This window comes from Streptomyces sp. NPDC048337 (assembly GCF_043201175.1).
Taxonomy (GTDB): Bacteria; Actinomycetota; Actinomycetes; order Streptomycetales; family Streptomycetaceae; genus Streptomyces.
Genome location: NZ_JBICYR010000002.1, coordinates 96945 through 117921, shown reverse-complemented (window position 1 = coordinate 117921; position 20977 = coordinate 96945). Strand labels below are relative to the sequence as shown.

The 20977-nt window shown below is 73.0% G+C and carries 19 protein-coding genes and 1 pseudogene; 10 read left to right on the top strand and 10 right to left on the bottom strand.

The genetic code is table 11. The features are described from left to right. The first annotated feature begins 30 nt into the window (after nucleotides 1-30). The 5 genes and pseudogenes from ACGFYU_RS03665 (at nucleotide 31) to ACGFYU_RS03645 (ending at nucleotide 4653) form a co-directional block, all read left to right on the top strand. The gene (locus ACGFYU_RS03665; RefSeq protein ID WP_393825581.1) at nucleotides 31-1410 is read left to right on the top strand and encodes an NtaA/DmoA family FMN-dependent monooxygenase; all 1380 of its coding nucleotides are present in this window, start codon (nucleotides 31-33) and stop codon (nucleotides 1408-1410) included. A gap of 5 nt (nucleotides 1411-1415) precedes the next feature. Further along, nucleotides 1416-2111, top strand: a pseudogene (locus ACGFYU_RS03660) (LLM class flavin-dependent oxidoreductase); the annotation flags it as partial. Between the two features lie 11 nt (nucleotides 2112-2122). After that, entirely contained in the window at nucleotides 2123-3253 is a 1131-nt protein-coding gene (locus ACGFYU_RS03655) for an LLM class flavin-dependent oxidoreductase (RefSeq protein ID WP_393825580.1), read from the top strand. Nucleotides 3254-3398: 145 nt separating this feature from the next. After that, nucleotides 3399-4052 (top strand): molybdopterin-dependent oxidoreductase, encoded by a 654-nt coding sequence (locus tag ACGFYU_RS03650; RefSeq protein ID WP_393825974.1) that lies wholly within the window; start codon nucleotides 3399-3401, stop codon nucleotides 4050-4052. Next, a complete protein-coding gene (locus ACGFYU_RS03645) occupies nucleotides 4036-4653 on the top strand; it encodes a cytochrome b/b6 domain-containing protein (protein ID WP_393825579.1) in 618 nt (205 codons plus the stop codon). Before ACGFYU_RS03650 ends, ACGFYU_RS03645 begins: the two co-directional genes overlap by 17 nt. Nucleotides 4654-4704: 51 nt before the next feature. On the opposite strand, the gene ACGFYU_RS03640 is transcribed toward ACGFYU_RS03645, so the two are convergent. The 7 genes from ACGFYU_RS03640 to ACGFYU_RS03610 all read right to left on the bottom strand — a co-directional run bounded on the left by ACGFYU_RS03640 (nucleotide 4705) and on the right by ACGFYU_RS03610 (nucleotide 11974). After that, nucleotides 4705-6273, bottom strand: a complete 1569-nt coding sequence (locus tag ACGFYU_RS03640) for a hypothetical protein (protein WP_393825578.1) — start codon at nucleotides 6271-6273, stop codon at nucleotides 4705-4707. Between the two features lie 157 nt (nucleotides 6274-6430). Next, the gene (locus ACGFYU_RS03635; RefSeq protein WP_393825577.1) at nucleotides 6431-6625 is read right to left on the bottom strand and encodes a hypothetical protein; all 195 of its coding nucleotides are present in this window, start codon (nucleotides 6623-6625) and stop codon (nucleotides 6431-6433) included. 99 nt (nucleotides 6626-6724) lie between these two features. Continuing rightward, nucleotides 6725-7384, bottom strand: coding sequence for an ABC transporter ATP-binding protein (locus tag ACGFYU_RS03630; protein ID WP_393825576.1), 660 nt, complete (start codon nucleotides 7382-7384; stop codon nucleotides 6725-6727). Continuing rightward, complete coding sequence (locus ACGFYU_RS03625) at nucleotides 7377-8348, bottom strand: oligopeptide/dipeptide ABC transporter ATP-binding protein (protein ID WP_393825973.1); 972 nt, start codon at nucleotides 8346-8348, stop codon at nucleotides 7377-7379. The genes ACGFYU_RS03630 and ACGFYU_RS03625 overlap by 8 nt, the downstream gene beginning before the upstream one ends. 191 nt (nucleotides 8349-8539) lie before the next feature. Continuing rightward, nucleotides 8540-9406: an ABC transporter permease gene (locus tag ACGFYU_RS03620; RefSeq protein WP_393825575.1), complete on the bottom strand. Its 867-nt coding sequence runs from the start codon at nucleotides 9404-9406 to the stop codon at nucleotides 8540-8542. Continuing rightward, entirely contained in the window at nucleotides 9399-10364 is a 966-nt protein-coding gene (locus tag ACGFYU_RS03615) for an ABC transporter permease (protein ID WP_393825972.1), read from the bottom strand. Before ACGFYU_RS03615 ends, ACGFYU_RS03620 begins: the two co-directional genes overlap by 8 nt. 14 nt (nucleotides 10365-10378) lie before the next feature. Next, nucleotides 10379-11974, bottom strand: coding sequence for an ABC transporter substrate-binding protein (locus ACGFYU_RS03610; RefSeq protein WP_393825574.1), 1596 nt, complete (start codon nucleotides 11972-11974; stop codon nucleotides 10379-10381). 174 nt (nucleotides 11975-12148) lie between these two features. On the opposite strand from ACGFYU_RS03610, the gene ACGFYU_RS03605 reads away from it, so the two are divergent. Beyond that, a complete protein-coding gene (locus tag ACGFYU_RS03605; RefSeq protein WP_393825573.1) occupies nucleotides 12149-13105 on the top strand; it encodes a fibronectin type III domain-containing protein in 957 nt (318 codons plus the stop codon). A 62-nt stretch (nucleotides 13106-13167) separates the two neighbouring features. Further along, a complete protein-coding gene (locus tag ACGFYU_RS03600) occupies nucleotides 13168-15264 on the top strand; it encodes an ATP-binding protein (protein ID WP_393825572.1) in 2097 nt (698 codons plus the stop codon). Nucleotides 15265-15419: 155 nt separating this feature from the next. On the opposite strand, the gene ACGFYU_RS03595 is transcribed toward ACGFYU_RS03600, so the two are convergent. Together ACGFYU_RS03595 and ACGFYU_RS03590 are read right to left on the bottom strand one after the other, a co-directional pair. Beyond that, entirely contained in the window at nucleotides 15420-15605 is a 186-nt protein-coding gene (locus ACGFYU_RS03595) for a DUF5999 family protein (RefSeq protein WP_393825571.1), read from the bottom strand. A 396-nt stretch (nucleotides 15606-16001) separates the two neighbouring features. Beyond that, the gene (locus tag ACGFYU_RS03590; protein ID WP_393825570.1) at nucleotides 16002-17234 is read right to left on the bottom strand and encodes an acyl-CoA dehydrogenase family protein; all 1233 of its coding nucleotides are present in this window, start codon (nucleotides 17232-17234) and stop codon (nucleotides 16002-16004) included. A 188-nt stretch (nucleotides 17235-17422) separates the two neighbouring features. Here ACGFYU_RS03590 and ACGFYU_RS03585 point away from each other — a divergent pair, with 188 nt between their 5' ends. Further along, entirely contained in the window at nucleotides 17423-18067 is a 645-nt protein-coding gene (locus ACGFYU_RS03585) for a TetR family transcriptional regulator (protein WP_393825569.1), read from the top strand. Nucleotides 18068-18224: 157 nt separating this feature from the next. Here ACGFYU_RS03585 and def read toward each other — a convergent pair whose 3' ends face one another. Next, nucleotides 18225-18776 carry a peptide deformylase gene (gene def / locus ACGFYU_RS03580; protein ID WP_393825568.1) on the bottom strand — a complete coding sequence of 184 codons (552 nt, stop codon included), beginning with the start codon at nucleotides 18774-18776 and terminating at the stop codon, nucleotides 18225-18227. Between the two features lie 123 nt (nucleotides 18777-18899). Between def and ACGFYU_RS03575 the strand changes: the two genes are divergently transcribed. Together ACGFYU_RS03575 and ACGFYU_RS03570 are read left to right on the top strand one after the other, a co-directional pair. Then, a complete protein-coding gene (locus ACGFYU_RS03575) occupies nucleotides 18900-20138 on the top strand; it encodes a MurT ligase domain-containing protein (RefSeq protein WP_393825567.1) in 1239 nt (412 codons plus the stop codon). A 28-nt stretch (nucleotides 20139-20166) separates the two neighbouring features. Continuing rightward, on the top strand, nucleotides 20167-20895 hold the full coding sequence (locus tag ACGFYU_RS03570; protein ID WP_393825566.1) for a type 1 glutamine amidotransferase: 729 nt from the start codon (nucleotides 20167-20169) through the stop codon (nucleotides 20893-20895). Nucleotides 20896-20977 lie beyond the last annotated feature (82 nt).

Below are 20977 nucleotides of genomic sequence, written 5' to 3'. Positions count from 1 at the left end.
CCGAACCCCGGACCTTCCGGAAGGACGAACATGAGCACCAAGCCGCTCAAGCGGATCCATCTCGCGGCCCACTTCCCGGGCGTCAACAACACCACCGTGTGGAGCGACCCGGCGGCCGGCAGCCACATCGACTTCGATTCGTTCCGCCACTTCGCGCAGACCGCGGAGCGCGCCAAGTTCGACTTCCTCTTCCTCGCCGAGGGTCTGCGCCTGCGCGAACAGGGCGGACGCATATACGACTTGGACGTGGTGGGCCGGCCCGACACCTTCACGGTGCTCGCCGCCCTGGCGGCCGTCACCGACCGCCTCGGCCTCACCGGCACCATCAACTCCACCTTCAACGAACCGTACGAGGTGGCCCGTCAGTTCGCCTCCCTCGACCACCTCTCCGAGGGCCGTGCCGCCTGGAACGTCGTCACCTCCTGGGACGCCTTCACCGGCGAGAACTTCCGGCGCGGCGGATTCCTGCCGCGCGAGGACCGCTACACCCGCGCCCAGGAGTTCCTGGCGACCGCCACCGAGCTGTTCGACTCCTGGGACGGCGGCGAGATCCTCGCCGACGCCGCCTCGGGCGCCTTCCTGCGCGACGGCCGGGCCGGGTCCTTCTCCCACTGGGGGCAGCACTTCGACATCGAGGGCCGGTTCAACGTGCCGCGCAGCCCGCAGGGCAGGCCGGTGATCTTCCAGGCGGGCGACTCCGACGAGGGCCGCGAGTTCGCCGCCTCCTCCGCCGACGCGATCTTCGGCCGGTACGCGACCCTCGACGAGGGCCGGGCGTTCTACGCCGACGTCAAGGGCCGGCTCGCCGCGTACGGCCGTACGCACGACCAGTTGAAGATCCTGCCCGCGGCCACCTTCGTCCTCGGCGACACCGACGCCGAGGCGCACGAGACCGCCCACGAGGTGCGCCGCCTCCAGGTCAGCGGGCAGACCGCGATCAAGTACCTGGAGCACGTCTGGAACCGGGACCTGTCCGGCTACGACCCGGACGGCCCGCTGCCCGACATCGATCCCCTGGTCGGCGAGAACACCGTCGCCCTCGGCCGGGCGAGCGTCCGCCAGTTCCGCGACCCGCTGGAGACCGCCCGGCAGTGGCGCGCGCTCGCCGATGCCAAGAACCTGTCGATCCGCGAGCTCGTCATCGCCACCACCGCCGCCCAGACCTTCGTCGGCTCCGCCGGCACGGTCGCCGAGTCGATCAACGCGCTGGTGCAGGCGGACGCGGCCGACGGCTTCATCCTGGTCCCCCACATCACGCCGGGCGGCCTGGACGTCTTCGCCGACACCGTCGTCCCGCTGCTCCAGGAACGGGGCGTCTTCCGCACCGAGTACGAGGGCACCACCCTGCGCGACCACCTCGGTCTCGCCGTGCCCGGCGCGGCGCCGGCCCGACGGGCCGAGGCCTCGTGAAGTTCCTGGCCCCCGAGGACCAGTGGGAGCGCAACGCCGAGGGCTACGAGTTGTTCCGGCGGATCTGGCGGGAGGACAAGGTGAGCGCCGAGCCGCGCTTCCGCCCCGCGCCGGCCGCGGCCGAAGTCCTGCCGCGGCCGTTCCAGCCGGCGCTCCGCGTCTGGCACGGCAGCGCCACCAGCCGGGAGTCCGTGGACCTCGCCGCCCGCTACGGGGACCCGCTCTTCTCGGCGAACGTCACCCACCCCATCGGCCCGTACGCCGAACTGATCCGCCACTACCGGGAGCGCTGGGAGCACTACGGGCACGATCCGGCGCACGCGGTCGTCGGCGCGGGCACGGCCGGGTACCACGCGGCGCCCACCTCGCAGCAGGCGGTGGCGGCGTACCGGCCGGCCTTCGCCCGGTACCTGGCCGCGCACCGGCTCCAGGGCATCGAACCCGTCTTCCCGACCCTGGAGGACTTCGTCGAGCGGAGTTCGGCGCTGATCGGCAGCCCCCAGCAGGTGATCGAGAAGGTGCACCGCTACCACGAGGAGTTCGGCCACACCGCCCTGCACCTGCAGGCCGAGCCGGGCGGGCTCACGTACGCGGAGCACCGCGCCTCGCTCGAACCGTTCCAGTCGGACATCGCCCCGGTGCTGCGCCGGGCGATCCCCGACCCCGACTTCTCCGACTTCCCCGACTTCCCCGACCTTTAAGGAGCCCGGCCATGTCCGGCATCCCCCTGGGGGTCCTCGACCTCGTCCCGATCCCCTCCGGTTCCACCGCTGCCCAGGCCCTCCGGAACAGCATCGACCTCGCCCGGCGGACCGAGGAGTTCGGCTACGCGCGCTACTGGTTCGCCGAGCACCACCTCAATCCGGGGGTCGCCGGGACCTCCCCGGCGGTCGTCCTGGCCCTGACGGCCTCCGCGACCCGCACCATCCGGCTCGGCTCCGGCGCCGTCCAGCTCGGGCACCGTACGGCGCTGTCGACGGTCGAGGAGTTCGGCCTCATCGACGCCCTGCACCCCGGCCGCATCGACCTGGGTCTGGGCCGCTCGGCGGGGCGGTCGGCGCCGCCCTCCGGGGAGCCCGCGGCGCCGGCGACCCCGGTCGTGGGCGGGTACACGCCGAACGGGCTGCGCATCCCGGACCGGTTCTCCTTCGCGCACCTGCTGGGCCATCCGCGGGTGGCCCTCCAGCAGAAGCTGCTGAACCTGCCCGGCGCCCAGCCGCAGGACTACGCCGAGCAGGTCGACGACGTCCTCGCGCTGCTGCGCGGCGAGTACCGCACCCCGGAGGGGGTGGAGGCGCACGCCGTCCCGGGCGAGGGGGCCGACGTACAGGTGTGGATCCTGGGCAGCTGCGGCGGGGTCAGCGCGGAGACGGCGGGCCGGGGCGGGCTCCGGTTCGCGGCCAATTACCACGTCAGCCCGGCTTCGGTGCTGGAGGCGGCGGAAGGGTACCGGGCCGCCTTCAAGCCGTCCGCGCAGCTGGACCGGCCGTACCTGACGGTGTCCGCCGACGTGGTCGTCGCCGAGGACGACGGGACGGCCCGCGAGCTGGCCACCGGGTACGCGCCCTGGGTGCGCAGCATCCGCACCGCCGAGGGCGCCATCCCCTACCCCACGCCGGCGGAGGCCCGCGCCCTGCCCTGGTCGGAGGCGGACCGGGCGCTCGTCGCCGACCGGGTGGACACGCAGTTCGTGGGCTCGGCGCGGACCGTGGCCGACCACCTGGACCGCCTCCAGGAGGCCACCGGTGCGGACGAGCTGCTGATCACGACGATCACGCACGACCACGCGGACCGGGTGCACTCCTACCGTCTCCTGGCCGAGGAGTGGCGGCGGCGCCGCTGACCGCCGGGTGTGACGGAAGTCTGACGTACCGCGGCGGCCCCTGGTGCCCGGGGACCGGCGGTGGTCGAATCGGCGGGTGAGTACAGAACAGAGCGCGGACCCCGACGGCCGGGGCACCCCGGTCGGGCGCCGGCTGGTCCTGGGGATGCTCGGCCTCGGCGCGGCCGGGCTGGTCACCGCCCCCTACCTGCAGCACGGCTTCGAGGCCGTCGCCGACAAGGACCCGACCGGGGTCACTGGGCTGCTGCCGAACGGCGGCGGCTTCCGCTACTACTCGGTGGCCTCGTCGGTCCCCGAGCGCGGCCCGGAGGACTACCGGCTGACCGTCGGCGGGCTCGTCGAGCGCCCGGCCGAGTACACGCTGGACGCGTTGCGGCGGCTCCCGCAGACCCGGGTGGTCCGGGACGTCCAGTGCGTGACCGGCTGGCGGGTCCCGGGCACCCCCTTCGAGGGGGTGCCGCTGTCGCGGCTGCTGGACGCCGCCGGGGTGCGACCCGAGGCCGGGGCCATCCGCTTCGACTGTTTCGACGGCACGTACACCGAGAGCCTCACCCTCCCGCAGGCCCGCCGCGACGACGTCCTGGTGGCGCTGCGCATGCAGGACCGGCCGCTGGGGCACAGCCACGGCGGGCCGGTGCGGCTGTACGTCGCCCCGATGTACTTCTACAAGTCGGCCAAGTGGCTGTCCGGGATCACCCTCACCGAGAAGGTCGAGCCGGGCTACTGGGAGCGCCTCGGCTACGACGTCGACGCCTGGGTGGGCCGTTCGAACGGACGCGATGATGCCCCTACTGTCTGAACGGCCCGCGCGCGTACGCCGCTTCAGCCGCGCCGAGCGCCTGGTCCACCGGAGCACGGCGGCGCTCGCCCTGGTGTGCGTGGCCGGCGCGGCCTGCCTCTACCTGCCGCCGCTCGCGGAACTGGTCGGCCGCCGGCACCTGGTGGTCACCGTGCACGAGTGGTCGGGGCTGCTGCTCCCGCTCCCCTTCCTGCTGGGCCTCGCCTCCCCCGCCTTCCGCGCCGACCTGCGGCGGCTGAACCGCTTCGGTCCGCACGACCGGCTGTGGCTGCGGGCCGCGCTGCGCCGGGACCGTACGGGGCGAAGGCCCGCCGGAAAGTTCAACGCCGGGCAGAAGGTGTACGCGGGCTGGCTGGCCGGAGCGGTCCTGGTGATGCTCGGCACGGGGCTGCTGATGTGGTTCACCGGCCTCGCTCCGCTCGTCTGGCGGACCGGCGCCACCTTCGTCCACGACTGGCTGGCCCTGGCGCTCGGCATCGTACTCGCCGGGCACATCGGCAGGGCCCTGGCCGATCCGGAGGCCCGGCGCGGCATGCGCACGGGCTCGGTCCGGCGGGAGTGGGCCGAGCGGGAGCACCCGCTGTGGCGGCACGAGGACTGAGCCCCCGCCGCTCGGCGGGGGCTCGGCTCCGGAGGGAGGCGGCCGGCGGGATCAGCCGCCGTCGCGGACCGCGACGATGCCGTTGAAGACGCCGACGTACGCCGTGCCGTCGGGGCCGAGGGTGATCGGCGCCCAGTTGTTGTCGTACAGCGGGCCGGTTCCGGTCAGCTGCCGCCACCGGCGCTCGCCGGTGCGGAAGTCCACGGCGGTGAGGTACCAGGCGTCGACGCCCCAGAAGTTGGGCTCCTTCTCGTAGAAGTAGAGCAGCCCGTTCGCGGTGGAGAGCTTCGGGACGACGGAGGGAGCGCGGATCGCGTTCTCCCACACCGTGTCGCAGCCGCTGCCGTCGGCGCGGACGTCGATGCGGGACACGCCGCCGACGACGGACTTGCCGAGGAGCAGGGTGGTGGGGTTCTCGTAGCCGTAGTTGTTCTCGACGACGATGCTGTTGCCCCAGGTGATCAGGGAGTTGTCGGTGGTCGAGGCGCCCGCTCCGAAGACGGGGACCTTGCACACGAGCCGCTGGTCCGCCGGGACGTTCACGCCCCGCTTGTAGACCAGGACGTTCATCCGGTCGTCGGCGTTGTCGGTGATGGCGACGTAGCCGTTGCCGAAGAGGTCCGGGGTGGTTCCCGAACCCTGGTTCACGGAACCGGGCTTGGTGCCGGTGCCGCGGTCGTAGGTCTGGCGCCACCGCACCTCGGGGGTGCCGTCGGCGGCGGCGCGGAAGCTGTAGAGCGCGTGGTCGCTGACGATGGAGACACCGTCCTCGGCGACCGAGAAGGAGTTCTGGATCTCCTCGCCCGGGAGCTGGATCGAGCGGATCCGCGAGGTCGCCGGGTCCACGGTGCCGACGCGGCCCTGGCGGGTGACCCACCAGATGCGGCCGTTCCAGTCGGGCATGACGGAGGTGACGGGATCGCAGGTGCCGCTGGGCCACAGGTTGGTCCAGCCGACGCAGTCGTGCGGCACCTGTCCGGTGAGGTCCCAGTCGTTGTCTACCGTGAACTTCCAGCTCCCGTCGGGGTTCTGGGAGTGGGCGAGGCGCAGGATGTGCTGGCGGGAGTCGGCCAGCACCGCGCGGTCCTGGTTGTCCAGGTAGAAGTAGGCGCCGCCCGAGGTGTCCTTGAAGATCTTCGAGAAGTCGAGCGAGGTGATCGCCTCGACCGTGGAAGAGCGCTGCGGGAGCTGGTATTCCGCGAGCGTCGCGAGCGTACGGGGCTCCAGGAGCTTGACCTTGAATCCCGAGAAGGTGCCGCACACGGTGACCAGGCGGCCGCCCCCGTCGAAGGTGGCGGTGGCGCATTCGCCGCCGAGCGCGGCGATCTTCTCGCTGGTCACCCGTAGGTCCTTGCCGAGCGGCCCGGACCAGGGCGAGGTGGCGCTGCCCGCCGCGTCCGAGTGCATGCCGCTGCGGCCGTTGGGTGCGAGGAAGGGGTGCTGCGGGGGCGCTTCGCCGGGAAGCGGGACGGCCGCCGCGGGGCTGCCGTCGTAGTGGCTGACCAGGCGGTGGCCGGGGGCCTTGGGTATCTCCTCGGCCTGGGCCGGCGAGACTCCGTACATCACCGTGAAGGCGGCGATGACCGGGACCACAGCGCAGTTCAGCGCTCTTCGGAACATCCGGACTTCCTCCCTTTCTCTTCAGTTTTATTGACAGTGCGTATGACATCGCGCCGCCGCCAGACGCTAGATCGCACTGCCCGAGGAGTCCATGGAAAAGCCGATTGATTCACGAAGGCGCAACAGATGATCAAGGGTTCACGGTCGGAGAGACCCCCTACGGCCTCAGGCCCGAGACCACTTGGGCGGTCGCCGTCAGGCCGTCGTGGATGGTCGCGGCCATGCTGCTGCTCGCCAGGTAGAAGCCGAGCAGCACGCAGACGAGGGCGTGCGAGAACTTGAGGCCGCCGCTGCGCACGAAGATCCACGCGAGGATGAGGAGCAGGACGACCACGGAGAGCGAAATCACCATCGAAACCTCCTTACTCGGCGCCCATGGTGGCGCAGGAAGGGGGACCTCCGGGCGAAAGACGTGTCCGCCGTACGGGTGTTGACCGTCCGTGACGGGCGGTCAGTCCTTGACGATCTCGCCCCAGTGGGTCGTGCGGTCGCACCAGCGACCGAGCAGCACCGGATCGTGGCCGACGGCGAGGAGCCCGGCGCCGGTCTCGGCGCGGTACTCCTCGACCAGCGCGACCAGCGCGGCCGTGGTGGAGGCGTCGAGCATCGCGGTCATCTCGTCGCAGACGAGCCAGCGCGGCCGCAGCACCAGGGCCCGGGCCAGGCAGGCGCGTTGCAGCTGGCCGTCGCTGACCTCGTGGGGGCGGCGGGCGAGCAGATCACGGCCGAGGCCGACGCGTTCGGTCAACTCGGCGACCCTGGAATCCACTTCCGTACGCCGGCCCGTCGCGAGGAGGGGTTCGGCGACGAGGTCGCGCAGCCTGAGGCGGGGGTCCGCCGAGAGACGGGGCTGTTGGAACACGACGCCGACGCTGATGCGCAGGGAGCGCGGGGCCCGATGGGCGAAGCCGGTCACGGCGCGGCCGTCGAGGGCCACGGTCCCCCGCTCGGGACGGTGCAGCAGCGCGGCGACCCGGGCCAGGGTGGATTTGCCGCAGCCGCTGGGACCCAGCAGGCCGAGGGACTCGCCGGGGCGCAGGGTGAGGTGGGCGCCGCGGACGACGGGGGCGTGGGGGGCGTAGCCCGCGGTGATGTCCTTGAGCTCAAGCATGGTGGCAGGCCACCCCTTCGGTGAGGGCGGGCCGCGCGGCGCGGCAGACCCGGTCGGCGGCGGCGCAGCGGGCGGCGAACGCGCAGCCCGCCGGGAGCGCGCCGAGCTCGGGCGGGGCGCCGGGGACGGGGGTGAAGGCCCGCTCGGGGAGTGCGTCGAGCAGGCCCCGGGCGTAGGGGTGACGGGGGCCCGGCGCGGCGAAGAAGGCTTCGGCCGGGGCGAGTTCGACGATCCGGCCGGCGTACATGACGGCGACGGTGTCGGCGATCCGCTCGGCCGCCGCGAGGTCGTGGGTGATCAGCAGCAGTGCCCGGCCGGCGTCCTGGGTGTGGGCGCGTAGTTCGTCGACGGTGCGGTGGACGAGGTCCCGGTCCAGGCCGGTGGTCGGCTCGTCGGCGAGGAGCAGCGGCGCGTCCCCGACGAGGGCGAGGGCGGTAGCGGCGCGCTGGGCGAGGCCGCCGGAGAGCTGGTGGGGGTAGCGGTCGAGATGGGAGGCGGGAAAGGCGGCCCGCTCGGCGGCCGCCTCCGCCGCCGCGCGCACGGCGGCCTTGCCGAGCCGCTTCCGGCGGGGATCCCGGCCGGCCGCGCCTGGCGGCCGCGGTCCGGCCGCCGGAGCCGGACCCGGCCGACCGGCTCCGCCCGTCAGCTCGCGGACGGTCTCCTCCAAGTGGGCCCGGACGGTGCGGACCGGTGTCAGGTGCGCGGCCGGGCTCTGCGGCACCAGGCCGACACGGCGGCCCCGTACGGCCCGGGCGAGGGTGCGCTCATCGGCGGCGAGCAGGTCCAGGCCGTCGGCGAGCCGTGCCGAGCCGGCGGTCTCGGCGTTGCCCGGGAGCAGCCCGAGCAGGGCGGAGGCGAGCACGGACTTGCCGCAGCCGCTCTCGCCGACGAGGGCGAGGCACTCGCCGGGGGCGAGGGAGAAGGTGGCACCGGTGACGGCGTCGACGTACCGGCCCGCCGGCATCCGGAAGCGGACGCAGAGCCCGTCGACGGCGAGAACCGCCGGGGAACCGGCGGAACCGGCGGAACCGGTCCGATCGGCAGGACGGGCGGAACGGCTCGGACCGGCAGGACCGGCGAAACCGGCAGGACCTGCCGGATCGGCGGCGGCACCGGCAGGGCCGGTCGGACCGGCGGCACCGGAAAGGCGGTGGGTCACAGCGTCAGCTCCGAGCGGCGGCGGGGATCGATACGGTCGCGCCAGGCGCCCGCGAGGCCGGCGACGGCCAGCGTCGGGACGATCAGCAGCAGCCCGGGGAAGAGCGTGGGCCACCAGTCGCCGGCGAGCAGCGAACCGCGCGCGGTCTGCACGAGGTTGCCCAGGCTGGCCTGGTGCGCGGGCAGGCCCAGCCCCAGGAAGGACAGGGCGGATTCGTGCCACATCGCGTGCGGGACCATCAGCACGGCGGCCAGGCCCGCCTGCGGGAGGACCCCGGGTACCAGGTGCCGTACGGCGACCCGCCACCGCGAGGCGCCGCCGGAGACGGCCGCGTCCACGTAGGGGCGGCCGCGCAGCGACAGCACCTCGGCGCGGACGATCCGGGCCGTCGACAGCCAGTGGGTGACGGCCACGGAGGCCACCACCGGCCAGACGCCCGGCCGGAACATCGCAACGATGAAGACGCCCAGCAGCAGGTGCGGGATCGAGGACAGCGTGTCCACGGCCCGCATCACCACCCGGTCCGTCCAGCCGCCGAGCGCGCCCGCGGCGGCGCCCACCGCCGTGCCGATGACGGTGGCGACCAGCGCGGCCACGAGGCCGACGAGCAGCGAGACCCGCAGTCCGTACACGCAGCGCAGCAGCAGGTCGCGGCCGACGTCGTCGGTGCCGAAGGGGTGGGCCCACGAGGGTGGCAGGAGCTTTGCCGACAAGTCGACCGCCTGTTGGTCGAGTTGGACCAGCGGCGGGACCAGCAGCACCGCCGACACGATCAGCGCGACGATGACCGCGGAGGTCCGCACGCGCAGGGTCCGCGTCGACCGCCGGGCCCGCCCGGCGGGCCTCCACACCGGGTCAGCCATCGAAGCCCACCCTCGGGTCCGCCAACCCGTACAGCAGGTCGGACAGCAGGTTCCCGGCGAGCACCGCGGCCGTGGCCAGCACGGTCAGCGCCGCGAGCAGCGGGAAGTCGACGGAGGTGGCGGCCTGTACGGTCGCGGCCGCGATGCCCGGCCAGCTGAAGACGGTCTCCACCAGCAGCGCGCCGGTGATCAGCTCCGGCACCCGGGAGCCGATCAGCGTCAGCATCGGCAGCATGCCGGAGCGCAGCCCGTGGCCGAGCAGGACGGTCCGCTCCGCGAGGCCCCGCGCGCGGGCTCCGCGTACGGGGTCCTCCTCCAGCGCCTCGGCCACGCCCTGGCGCACGTACAGGAAGAACCAGGGGAGTTGGGAGACGCCCAGCACCAGCGCCGGGAGCACCAGGTGCGAGGCGACCTGTCCGGGGGTGACCGCGTCGCTGCCCGCGTCGGTCAGGCCGCCGGCGGGCAGCACGCCCAGGCGCACCGAGAAGAACCAGATGGCGAGCAGCCCGAGCCAGAAGGCCGGGGCGGCCTCCAGGGTGTAGGCGAGCGAGGACGCGCCCCGGTCCAGCCACCCGCCCGGCCGGCGCGCGGCCAGTACCCCGAGCACCGTGCCGGTCAGCACGGCGACCGCGAAGGCGCAGGCGGCGAGCAGCGCCGACCAGCCCACCCGCTCGGCGATGACGTCGGCGACGGGCTGGCGCATGACGGAGGAGGTCCCGAGGTCCCCGGTGAGCGCCGAGGTGAGCCAGTCCCACCACCGGCCGACCAGCGGCTGGTCCACGCCGAGGTTGGCGCGCAGTTGGTCGAGCTCGGCCTGGGAGGCGGTGAGCCCGGCGGTGCCGGCGTAGGCCTTCACGGGGTCGAAGGGGGACAGCGCGGCGATGGCGAAGACCCCGAAGGTGACGGCGAGCAGGACGGGGGCGGCGAGCAGCGCCCGCCGGCCGGCCATGCGCGCCATCGGCTGGACGCGGCTCACTTCTGCTTCGGCTTCCAGCTCTCGACGTTCCACCACGGGCCGGAGCCGAGGCCGTGGTCGTGCGGCTCGACCTGGGTGCTGATGCCCTCCCACCGGTCGTTCACCACGTACAGGTGGTCGATGTGGGTGAGGAAGACGTAGCCGGGGTCCTTCACGAGCTCGCGCTGCACGGTGTCGTACGCGGCCTTGCGCGCGGCCGGGTCACCGCTCCGGCGCCCGTCCAGGAGGGCGGCGTCGACGGCCGGATTGTCGTACCGGGCCATGTTGTTGAAGCCGTCGCCGCCGAGCGAGGAGGTCAGCAGCTGGTACTGGTCGAAGTCGGGGTCGGCGGGCGAGCCGCCGCCCGCGAGGACGGCGTCGGTCTTCATCCGCGGCTCGATGACCTCCCAGGTCCCGGCCTCGGCCTTGACCTCGATGCCGGCCTTCCGCGCGTCGGAGGCGAAGGCGAGCGCGTGGTCCTGGCGGAGCTTGTCGCCGGAGGTGTACCAGAGGGGGAAGGAGGCCCGGACCCCGTCCTTGACGCGGATGCCGTCCCCGCCGGTCCTCCAGCCCGCGTCGTCGAGGATCTTCTTCGCCCGGTCGAGGTCGTACGGGCGCTCCGTGCCGGCGGTGAACCACGGGCTGTCGGTCGGGACCGGGCCGTAGGCGGCCTTGCCCGCGCCCTCCAGGAGCCTGTCGGCCATGGCCTTGCGGTCCACGGCGATGTCGAGCGCCTGCCTGACCGCCACGTCACCGGTGACGGTGTTGTGCGTGGGCAGCGTGACGTTGCGGTAGTCGAAGGTCTTGGCGGCGAGCACCCGGCGCGCCGCGTCCTTCCTGAAGCCCTGGGCGAGGTTGGGCGGCAGGATGGCGCCGTCCAGCTCGCCGGAGCGCAGCCGGGTGGCGCGGACGTCGTCGTCCTTGATGACGGCCATGGTGAACTTCTTCACCGCGGGCTCGCCTCCCCAGTAGCCGGGGTTGGCCTTGAAGCCGATCTTCTCGCCCTTGGACCAGCCGGTGAGCACGTACGGGCCGGTGCCGACGGGGTGGGTGGTGAAGTCGCCGCTGTTCACGTCCTGCCGGCCGGCGATGTGCTCGGGGGCGATGGGCAGCACGGTGCGCTCGGCGAACGGGGCGTAGGGGTACTTCAGGGTGAAGACGACCGTGCCCTCGCCGCGCGCCTCGACGCCGGCGACGGCGTCCAGCTCGGTCTTGGAGGCGTTGTTCGTCTTCGCGTCGAGGATGGTCCGGTAGGTGAAGACGACGTCCTTGGCGGAGAAGGGCACCCCGTCGCTGAACTTCACGCCCCGGCGCAGCCGGTAGGTGTAGGTGAGCCCGTCCGGGGAGACCTCCGGCAGGGCCTCGGCCAGCGCGGGCTTCAGCTTCATGCCGGCGTCGTGCGCGAGCAGTCCGTCGAAGATCTTGGAGTTGCCGTCCTTGCCGTAGCCGAGCAGGGGGCTCAGGCTCTCCGGCTCGGTGGCGATGCCGACGACGACGGAGTCCGCCGGGCCGCCTCCCGCAGGGCCTCCGGGGTTCGAGCAGGCCGCCACGCCCGCGATGAGTGCGGAGGCCAGCGTCGTCGCGGCCACTCCCCGTGCTGTCCGGGCCGTCATGCTGTGCACATCCTTGTTTATGATCAACCGCTATTGCAAAGAGCTCGCAATAATGCCAGACAGGCCGATGGGAACACGAACCGGCCGGAACCCATGGCGCGGGGGTTGCCCGGCACGGCCCCCGCGTGCCATATATGTCTAGACCTTTACGCGGAAGCGGAGGAAGGCACCGCCGTGCACCACGTCCGACGCACCGCCCCGACGCTCGCGCTCTGCCTGCTCCTCGCCGGCGCATCCGCATGCACCGCGCCCGACTCCGAGCCCCCGCCCGCCCCCGCCGGGCTCACCGCCCAGGCCGGCAGCGCCACCACCGTGCACGTCATGTGGAACGCCGCCGCGGAACACGACGGGGTGACCCGCTACCGGGTCTTCGAGGGCGACCGCCTGGTCCGGGAACTCCCGGCCGACAAGACCATGGTGGACATCACCGGGCTCACCCCGCAGACCGGCTACGCCTTCACCGTCAAGGCCGAGGACGCCGCCGGGAACCTCTCCCCGGCCGCCCCCACCGCACGGGCCACCACCCCCGCCGCCAAGGCCGAGGACCGCAGCGCGCCCGCCGCGCCCGCCACCACCACCGCACGGGCGACCGGGCCCCGGTCCGCCCAGGTGTCCTGGTCGGCGGCGACGGACGACACCGGCGTGACGGCGTACGACGTCTACCAGGGCGGCGTCCGGATCCACACCGCCGGCCCGGGCGAGAGCGGCAGCGTGCTGACCGGCCTCCAGCCGGACACGGTGTACACCTTCACCGTGCGGGCCCGCGACGGCGCGGACAACTCCTCCCCCGACGGCCCGCCGGTGGACGTGACGACCCCGCCCGCCTCCGGCGACGGCCCGGGCACCGCGCCCGCCGACTTCACGGCGGCCGCCTCCCCCGGCACTGTCACCCTCACCTGGACCGCCCCGGACACCGGCCACGAGACCCGCGAGTACGAGCTGTACGTCAACGGAAAGCCCACCACCGTCATCCAGTTCGGCATCGGCGCCGTACCCAGCGGCCGGGCCGAGCACCGGCTCACCGTGACCGAGCCGGCCGGCACCGTCTGGGCCGTCAAGCTGCGCGCACGGCTGCCCGACGGCAACTGGGGCGCCTTCTCGGCGGAGCGCCGGATCACCCTCGTGGCGTGAAGCCGTACGGCGATCCGGCCTGAACGGCCCTGCCGGCAAAGGGGATCACGCACAATACATCCGTGTTCGGTGAGTACTCGGTCAACAACAATCAGGCAGATTCCCCGGACGGCGATCTCGCGCCGGCCGTCGGCGCCGCGCCCGGGAACCTGCCCCCCGAAGCGGCCGGGTTCATCGGCCGACAGCACGAACTCGACCTGCTCGACGACCTGTTGCGGCGCCGAAGGCTGATCACCCTCACCGGCGTGGGCGGCGTCGGCAAGTCCCGGATCGCCCTGCGGGCCGTCGCCGCCGCCGGTCAGGCGCGGCCCGACGGCGTGTGGTGGGTGGAGCTGTCGCCGCTGCGCGACCCCGGGCTGCTCACCACGACCGTCTCCCACACCGTCGGCCTCGCCGACCACTCCCCGCGCCCCCTCGACGAGGAGCTGTGCGCGTGGATGGCCGACAAGGAACTCCTCCTCGTCCTGGACACCTGCGAGCACATGGTGGCCGAATGCCGCCACTTCGTCGGTGAACTCCTCCAGTCCGCCCCGGGGTTGACGGTCCTGGTCACCTCCCGGGAGCCGCTCGGCTCCCCCTGCGAGCAGGTGGTGGAGATCCGCCCGCTGCCCTGCGAGGGGCCCGACAGCGACGCCCTCGCCCTCTTCCGCGCGCGTGCCCTCGCCGCGACCCCGCAGGCGGCGGACTGCTTCGAGGACCCGGAACGGGCCTCGCTCGCCGCCGAGTTGTGTCGCCGCCTCGACGGGATCCCGCTCGCCCTGGAGCTCGCCGGCGCCCGGATGCGGATCTGGTCGCTGGAGCAGATGGCCGAGCGGATCGGCGCGCGCTTCGACGTACTGACCGACACCCGCTCCGCCCTGCTGCCCCGGCACCGGACGATGCGCACCACGATCGGCTGGAGCCACGAGCTGTGCGAGCCGCTGGAGCGGCTGCTGTGGGCCCGGCTGTCGGTCTTCACCGGCGACTTCGACGTCGCGGCGGCCCGCGCCGTATGCTCGGGCGGCCCGCTGCCCGCCTCCCGGGTGGAACGGGTACTGGCGGGCCTGGTCTCCAAGTCCGTGGTCCGCCGCACCGAGGAGCGGGGCAGCGGGGCCCGCTACCGGATGCTGGACACGATCCGCGAGTACGGGCACGACTGGCTGGACGAGCTCGCCGAGACCCGGATCGTCGCCGACCGGCACGCCCACTGGTACGCGGCGCTCGCCCAGGCCGCCGACCGGGGCTGGCTGGGGCCGGGCCAGGTGGACTGGTACCGCAGGATGACCGCCGAGCACGCGCAGCTGCGTACGGCCCTGGAGCACCTGCTGGGCTCCGATCCGACGGCGGCGCTGGAGATGGCCGGGGCGCTGTGGTTCTACTGGTTCTCCTGCGGGCACGTCCACGAGGGCCGGGGCTTCCTGGAGCGGGCCCTGGAGACCTCACCGCCCACGGGAGCCGCGTACAACCAGGCCCTGTGGGCGCTCGGCCTCGTCGCCCTGCTCCAGGGCGACATGGACGCCGCCCGGCGGATCGGCGAGGAGTGCACGCTCGGCGCGGCGCGGCTCGCGGATCCCGAGCGGGAGCTGCGCGCGGCCTACCTGCAGGCCGTGTCGGTGCTCATGCCGGGCGATCCCGTACGGGCCCTCGCGCTGGCCGGTCCGCGGGCGCGGGCGGCCCACGGCGGGCGGACGAGCGCCCCCGGCTGGCTGCTGTGCAAGCTGGCCACCTCCTACGCCCTGTGCGACCTGCGGCGCTTCGAGGAGGCGACGGAGGAGGCCAGGTCCCTGCGGGAGGCCTGCGCGGAGCTGGGCGAGCGCTGGCTGCGGGCGTACGCGGACTACGTCCTGGCGGTGGCCGCGCTGGGCCTGGGCGAGCACGGGGAGGCGGCTCGGCACGTGCGGGCCATGCTGTCGGGGAAGCGGCTGCTCGGGGACCGCTTCGGGATCGCCCTCGGCCTGGACCTGCTGGCGGCGGCGGTTGCCGCGCTGGGCGACGGGGAACTGGCGGCGCGCCTGCTGGGCACCGGACACGCCTGGTGGCGCACGGTGGGCAGGCCGCAGATGGGCTCGCCCTCGCTGACGGCCCTGCGGGACCAGGGCGAGCGACAGGCACGGGCGGCGATCGGCGACGCGGCGTACGAGATCGCGTTCCGGGGCGGGGCGGCTTCGTCCACCGGCTGAACTCCGGCCGGTGGACGTCGTAACACCTGGTCCGACACCTGGCCTCCCGTCAGTACGGGAGGGGTCTGCCCGACGGTGTGCGCAGGTCCAGGTCTCGGGGGGCGGGCTTGGGGACGGGCTTGCGGATCAGCTGCTGGCGCATGCTGCCTCCTCGCTCAGACCAGGGCCGGTCGGCGGGGTTCCACCGTTCGGCCTTCGGGGAGCAGTTCACCGGTGTCGTCGAAGATCACCACGCCGTTGCAGAGCAGGCTCCAACCCTGTTCGGGGTGGGAGGCCACGGTGCGGGCGGCATCGTGGTCCGGTCTGTCGGCGGCAGGGCAGGGGGGCTGGTGGGAGCACATGGCGCACCTCCTCGCAAAGTGGGGCGGGAGGGCCGGTGGTCACCCGGTCGAATCCGCGATCCACGGTGGCGGTGAGTATTACTGATCGCCACCCCCGGACGGAACCCATATTCGCGGTCCAGTTCAGGGTGTGTATGCCCGATTACCATGCGCTCATGCCCGGTATCCGGATCGTTCACCGACCCCCCGCCGGGCACAGCAGGCGACGCCACCGCCGACGCACGCGGGGACGATCTTCCGGCCCCGCACGCGCGTGGCCAGGATCACACCCGGCCCCACCCGGGACATCCAGCCCCGCCGGCGTTTGAGGCGCGGGGGTCCGGGGGCAGAGCCCCCGGCAACGGCGCCGCACCGGCGGGACGGCGGAACCCCACCCAGCCCGCCAAGGCACAGCGCCTAGCGAATCGGCATGTCGGCGAGCGTGCGCGCGATCACCAGCCGCTGGATCTCGCTCGTCCCCTCGAAGATCGTGTAGATCGCGCTGTCCCGGTGCATCCGCTCCACCGGGTACTCCCGGGTGAACCCGTTCCCCCCGAGGATCTGGACGGCCTGCGCCGTCACCTTCTTCGCGACCTCGCTCGCGAAGAGCTTCGACATCGAGCCCTCCGCCGAGGTGAACGGCCGGCCCGCGACGGCCATCCAGGAGGCCCGCCACACCAGCAGCCGCGCCGCGTCGATCTGCGTCCGCATGTCGGCGAGCTGGAAGGCCACGCCCTGGTTGTCGATGATCGGCCGGCCGAACTGCGTCCGCGTCTTCGCGTACTCCAGGGCGACCTCGTACGCGGCGCGCGCGGTGCCCACCGCCATCGCGCCGACCGCCGGCCGGGAGGCCTCGAAGGTGGCCATCGCCGCGTTCTTCACGCGCTCGCCCGCACCGCCGCCGCGCGCCCGCTCACGGGCCCGCGCCAGCCGCTCGTCCAGCTTCTCCTTGCCGCCCAGCAGGCAGGAGCCGGGGACCCGTACGTCCTCCAGCACCACCTCGGCGGTGTGCGAGGCGCGGATCCCGTGCTTCTTGAACTTCTGCCCCTGCGACAGGCCCGGCGTGTTGGGCGGCACGATGAAGGAGGCGTGCCCCTTGGTCCCCAGCTCCGGGTCGACGACCGCCACGACGATGTGGACGTTGGCGATGCCGCCGTTGGTCGCCCAGGTCTTGGTGCCGTTCAGCACCCACTCGTCCTTGGCCTGGTCGTAGACGGCCCGCGTACGCATCGAGCCCACATCGGAGCCCGCGTCCGGCTCGGAGGAGCAGAAGGCGGCGACCTTCACGTCGTCCGGGGTCCCGTACATCTGCGGGATCCAGGTGCCGATCTGCTCCTCGGTGCCGTTCGCCACGACGCCGATGGCCGCGAGCCCGGTGCCGACGATCGACAGGGCGATGCCGGCGTCGCCCCAGAAGAGCTCCTCCATCGCCATCGGGATGCCGAGGCCGGTCGGGTCGAAGAACTGCTGGGCGTAGAAGTCCAGCGAGTAGATGCCGACCTTCGCCGCCTCCTGGATGACGGGCCAGGGAGTCTCTTCGCGCTCGTCCCATTCCGCGGCCGCGGGCCGGATCACATCGGCGGCGAAGCCGTGGATCCAGTCCCGTACCTGCTTCTGGTCGTCGTTGAGCTCCATGGTGAACTCCGCCATGTCCCCTCCACCTGTCTGTGCTCGTCCATGTGCGGTGCGGGTTACTAGCGGTAACCCGCACGATGACCACAGTCTGTTACCGGTCAGTAAGTACTGTCAAGCACTGCCGGTTTCGATCGTCAAGGTGGGCGGGGTGTTACGTTGCGTGGGCGTCACGCACATCGCACGGGCGGGGAGAGAAACACATCATGGAGACCACGCAGCAGGCAGGCGAGCCGGGAGCGGCCGAGCGCCGGCGCCGGGAGCTGCTCGAAGCGGCCGACCGGGTGGTGCTCAGGGACGGCCCCAAGGCCTCCATGAACGCCATCGCGGCCGAGGCCGGCATCACCAAGCCCATCCTCTACCGCCACTTCGGCGACAAGGCGGGCCTGTACCAGGCCCTCGCCGTCCGGCACACCGACGCCCTGCTCGACTCCCTCCGGGCGGCGCTCGACGCCCCGGCCGAGCGGCGCAGCCGGGTGGAGTCCACCCTCGACACCTACCTCGCCGCCATCGAGGCCCGCCCCCAGGTCTACCGCTTCCTGATGCATCCGGCGGAGGACTCCCAGAGCACCGAGCGCGGCTTCGACGTCGGCCTGCACTCGGCCCCGCTGCTGCGCCGGCTCGGCGAGGAGCTGGCCAAGGTCATCGGCGAACGGGTGGACCTGGGCCCGGGCGGCGAACGGCTGGCCCGCGTCTGGGGCCACGGCATCGTCGGCATGATGCACGCCGCCGGGGACTGGTGGCTCGGCGAACGCCCCTGCGAACGCGCGGAGCTGGTGGCCGGCCTCACCGACCTCCTCTGGGGCCGCCTGGCCACCGCCGGCAACCGCGAGGACGGCCCGGGCTTCTGACGGGGCCCGGCCGCAGCGTTCCCGGCTTCGCCAGGGGTGTTCAGGACGCGGGGCCGGGCCGGAGCCGAACCCAGCCTCGCCGGCGTTTGAGGCGCGGGGTCTGGGGCAGAGCCCCAGGTCCCGGCGCAGCCGGGCTCACCACCCACCGGCCCACGCCTCAGACCTGGCGGGCACCACCCCACGGCGCCTTCCGGATCGCCCGGCGGAGCCTACGGGCCCGGAGGCCCGTCACCCGGTCCGCGTAGACCACACCGTCCAGGTGATCGCACTCGTGCTGCAGACACCGCGCGAAGAACCCGGTCCCGGAAATCCGCACGGCCGCACCGTCCGACGTGACCCCCTCCACCACCGCGTGGTCGAAGCGGGCCGTCCCCGCCTCAAGCCCCGGCAGGGACAGACACCCCTCGGGCCCGACGAACTCGTCCCCGTCGGCGGAAACCAACCGCGGGTTGACTACATGCCCCACATGACGGACATCCTCGTCATCGGGACAGTCGTACACGAACACCCGCTGCCCGACGCCGATCTGATTCGCCGCGAGCCCGACCCCCTCGGCCGCGTACATCGTCGCGAACATGTCCTCGATGAGCCGGTCGAGGGCCGGGCCGAATTCGGTGACCTCCGCGCAGGCCGAGTGGAGCACCGGATCGCCCAGCAGGCTCATGGTGCGGACGAGGCCGGTGGTACCGGGAATGGGGCGCTGTCGCATGGCCGTAAGGGTACGACGGGCGACTATATGAGGAGATCCGCCGTGGCGTGGGGGCGCCGCGGTCAAGGCTCCGGCCGGTACTGGATAGGCTGGGGCCGACCGACGCAAGGAGGACAAGGGACGATGGCAGGCAACACAGAGCCGCTTTCGCCGCGGGCCAAGCTGGCCGTGACGGCGGGCAAGGCCGCGGCGGCGGTGTCGCGGGCCGCGGGACGCGGAAGCGGATCGGTGATCGGTGGCAAGGTCGCACTCAAACTCGACCCCGATCTTCTCGGAGCGCTGGCGCAGCACCTCGACGTCGTCCTCGTCTCCGCGACGAACGGCAAGACCACGACGACCCGGCTGATCGCCGAGGCCCTGCGCGCCAGCGGCCCCGTCGTCTCCAACGCGCTGGGCGCGAACATGCCGGCCGGCATCACCTCCGCCCTCGCCGGCGGCTCGGACGCCAAGTACGGCGTCATCGAGGTCGACGAGAAGTACCTGGCCGGGGTGGCCCGGGACGTCACCCCCAAGGTGATCGCCCTGCTGAACCTCTCCCGCGACCAGCTGGACCGCGCCGCCGAGACCCGCATGCTCGCGGAGAAGTGGCGCGAGGGCCTCGCCGGCTCCAAGGCGGTCATCGTCGCGAACTGCGACGACCCGCTGATCGTCTGGTCCGCCTCCTCCTCGCAGAACGTGGTGTGGGTGGCGGCCGGCCAGGAGTGGAAGGACGACGCCTGGTCGTGCCCCTCCTGCGGCGGTGTCATGCAGCGCCCCGGCGACGACTGGTTCTGCGGCGAGTGCGGCTTCCGCCGCCCGACGCCGACCTGGGTGCTCTCCGGCGACCACGTCCTGGACCCGCACGGCTCGGCCTGGCCGATCCACCTCCAGCTGCCGGGCCGCGCCAACAAGGCCAACGCCGCCACCTCGGCCGCCGTGGCCGCGGTCTTCGGCGTCCCGCCGCAGGTCGCGCTCGAGCGCATGTACCAGGTGCAGGCCGTCGCCGGCCGCTACGACGTGGTGAACTTCCAGGGCCGTGAGCTGCGGCTGCTGCTCGCGAAGAACCCGGCGGGCTGGCTCGAAACGTTTTCGCTGATCGACCCGGCGCCCGCGCCGGTGATCCTCTCGGTGAACGCCCGCGGAGCCGACGGCACCGACACCTCCTGGCTGTGGGACGTGGACTACCCGCGCCTGGCCGGCCACCCGATCTTCGTGATCGGCGACCGCAAGCTGGACCTCGCGGTCCGCCTCGAGGTCGCGGGCCTGGACTTCCGGGTGTGCGAGACCCTCGACGAGGCCGTGCAGCTGGCGCCGCCCGGGCAGATCGAGCTGATCGCCAACTACACCGCCTTCCAGGACGTGCGCCGCCGCGTCGGCAACTAGTACTCATACCTCCAGAGGACACACGAGCATGAGCGACAACAGCCTGCGTCTGGTGTGGGTCTACCCCGACCTGCTGAGCACGTACGGAGACCAGGGCAACGCCCTCGTCGTGGAGCGCCGGGCGCGCCAGCGCGGCCTGGACGTGCAGCGCGTGGACGTGCGCAGCGACCAGCCGGTCCCCACCTCGGGCGACATCTACCTGATCGGCGGCGGCGAGGACCGGCCGCAGCGCCTGGCCGCGGAGCGCCTGCTGCGCGACGGCGGTCTGCAGCGCGCCGTCTCGAACGGGGCGATCGTCTTCTCCGTCTGCGCCGGGTACCAGATCCTCGGCAAGGAGTTCGTCAACGACATGGGCGAGCGCCAGGAGGGCCTCGGCCTCCTGGACGTGGTCACCGTGCGCGGTGAGGGCGAGCGGTGCGTCGGCGACGTCCTCGCCGACATCGACCCGCGGCTCGGCCTGCCCCAGCTGACGGGCTTCGAGAACCACCAGGGCGTGACCCACCTCGGCCCGACGGCCCGCCCGTTCGCCCGGGTGAGCATGGGCCGCGGCAACGGCACCGGAGACGGCACCGAAGGCGCGTACAACGACACGGTGTTCGGCACGTACATGCACGGACCCGTGATGGCCCGCAACCCGCAGATCGCGGACCTGCTGCTGAAGCTGGCCCTCGACGTGAACGCGCTGCCGGCCATAGACGACCGGTGGTACGAGGCGCTGCGCGCCGAGCGCATCGCGGCGGCGACGCAGCCCGCGTAGCACCCGCGCGGACCGCTCATCAGGGCGGCCCCCGCATCATGTGTTCGGCCCGGTTTTCCCTTGGGGGAACCGGGCCGACGTC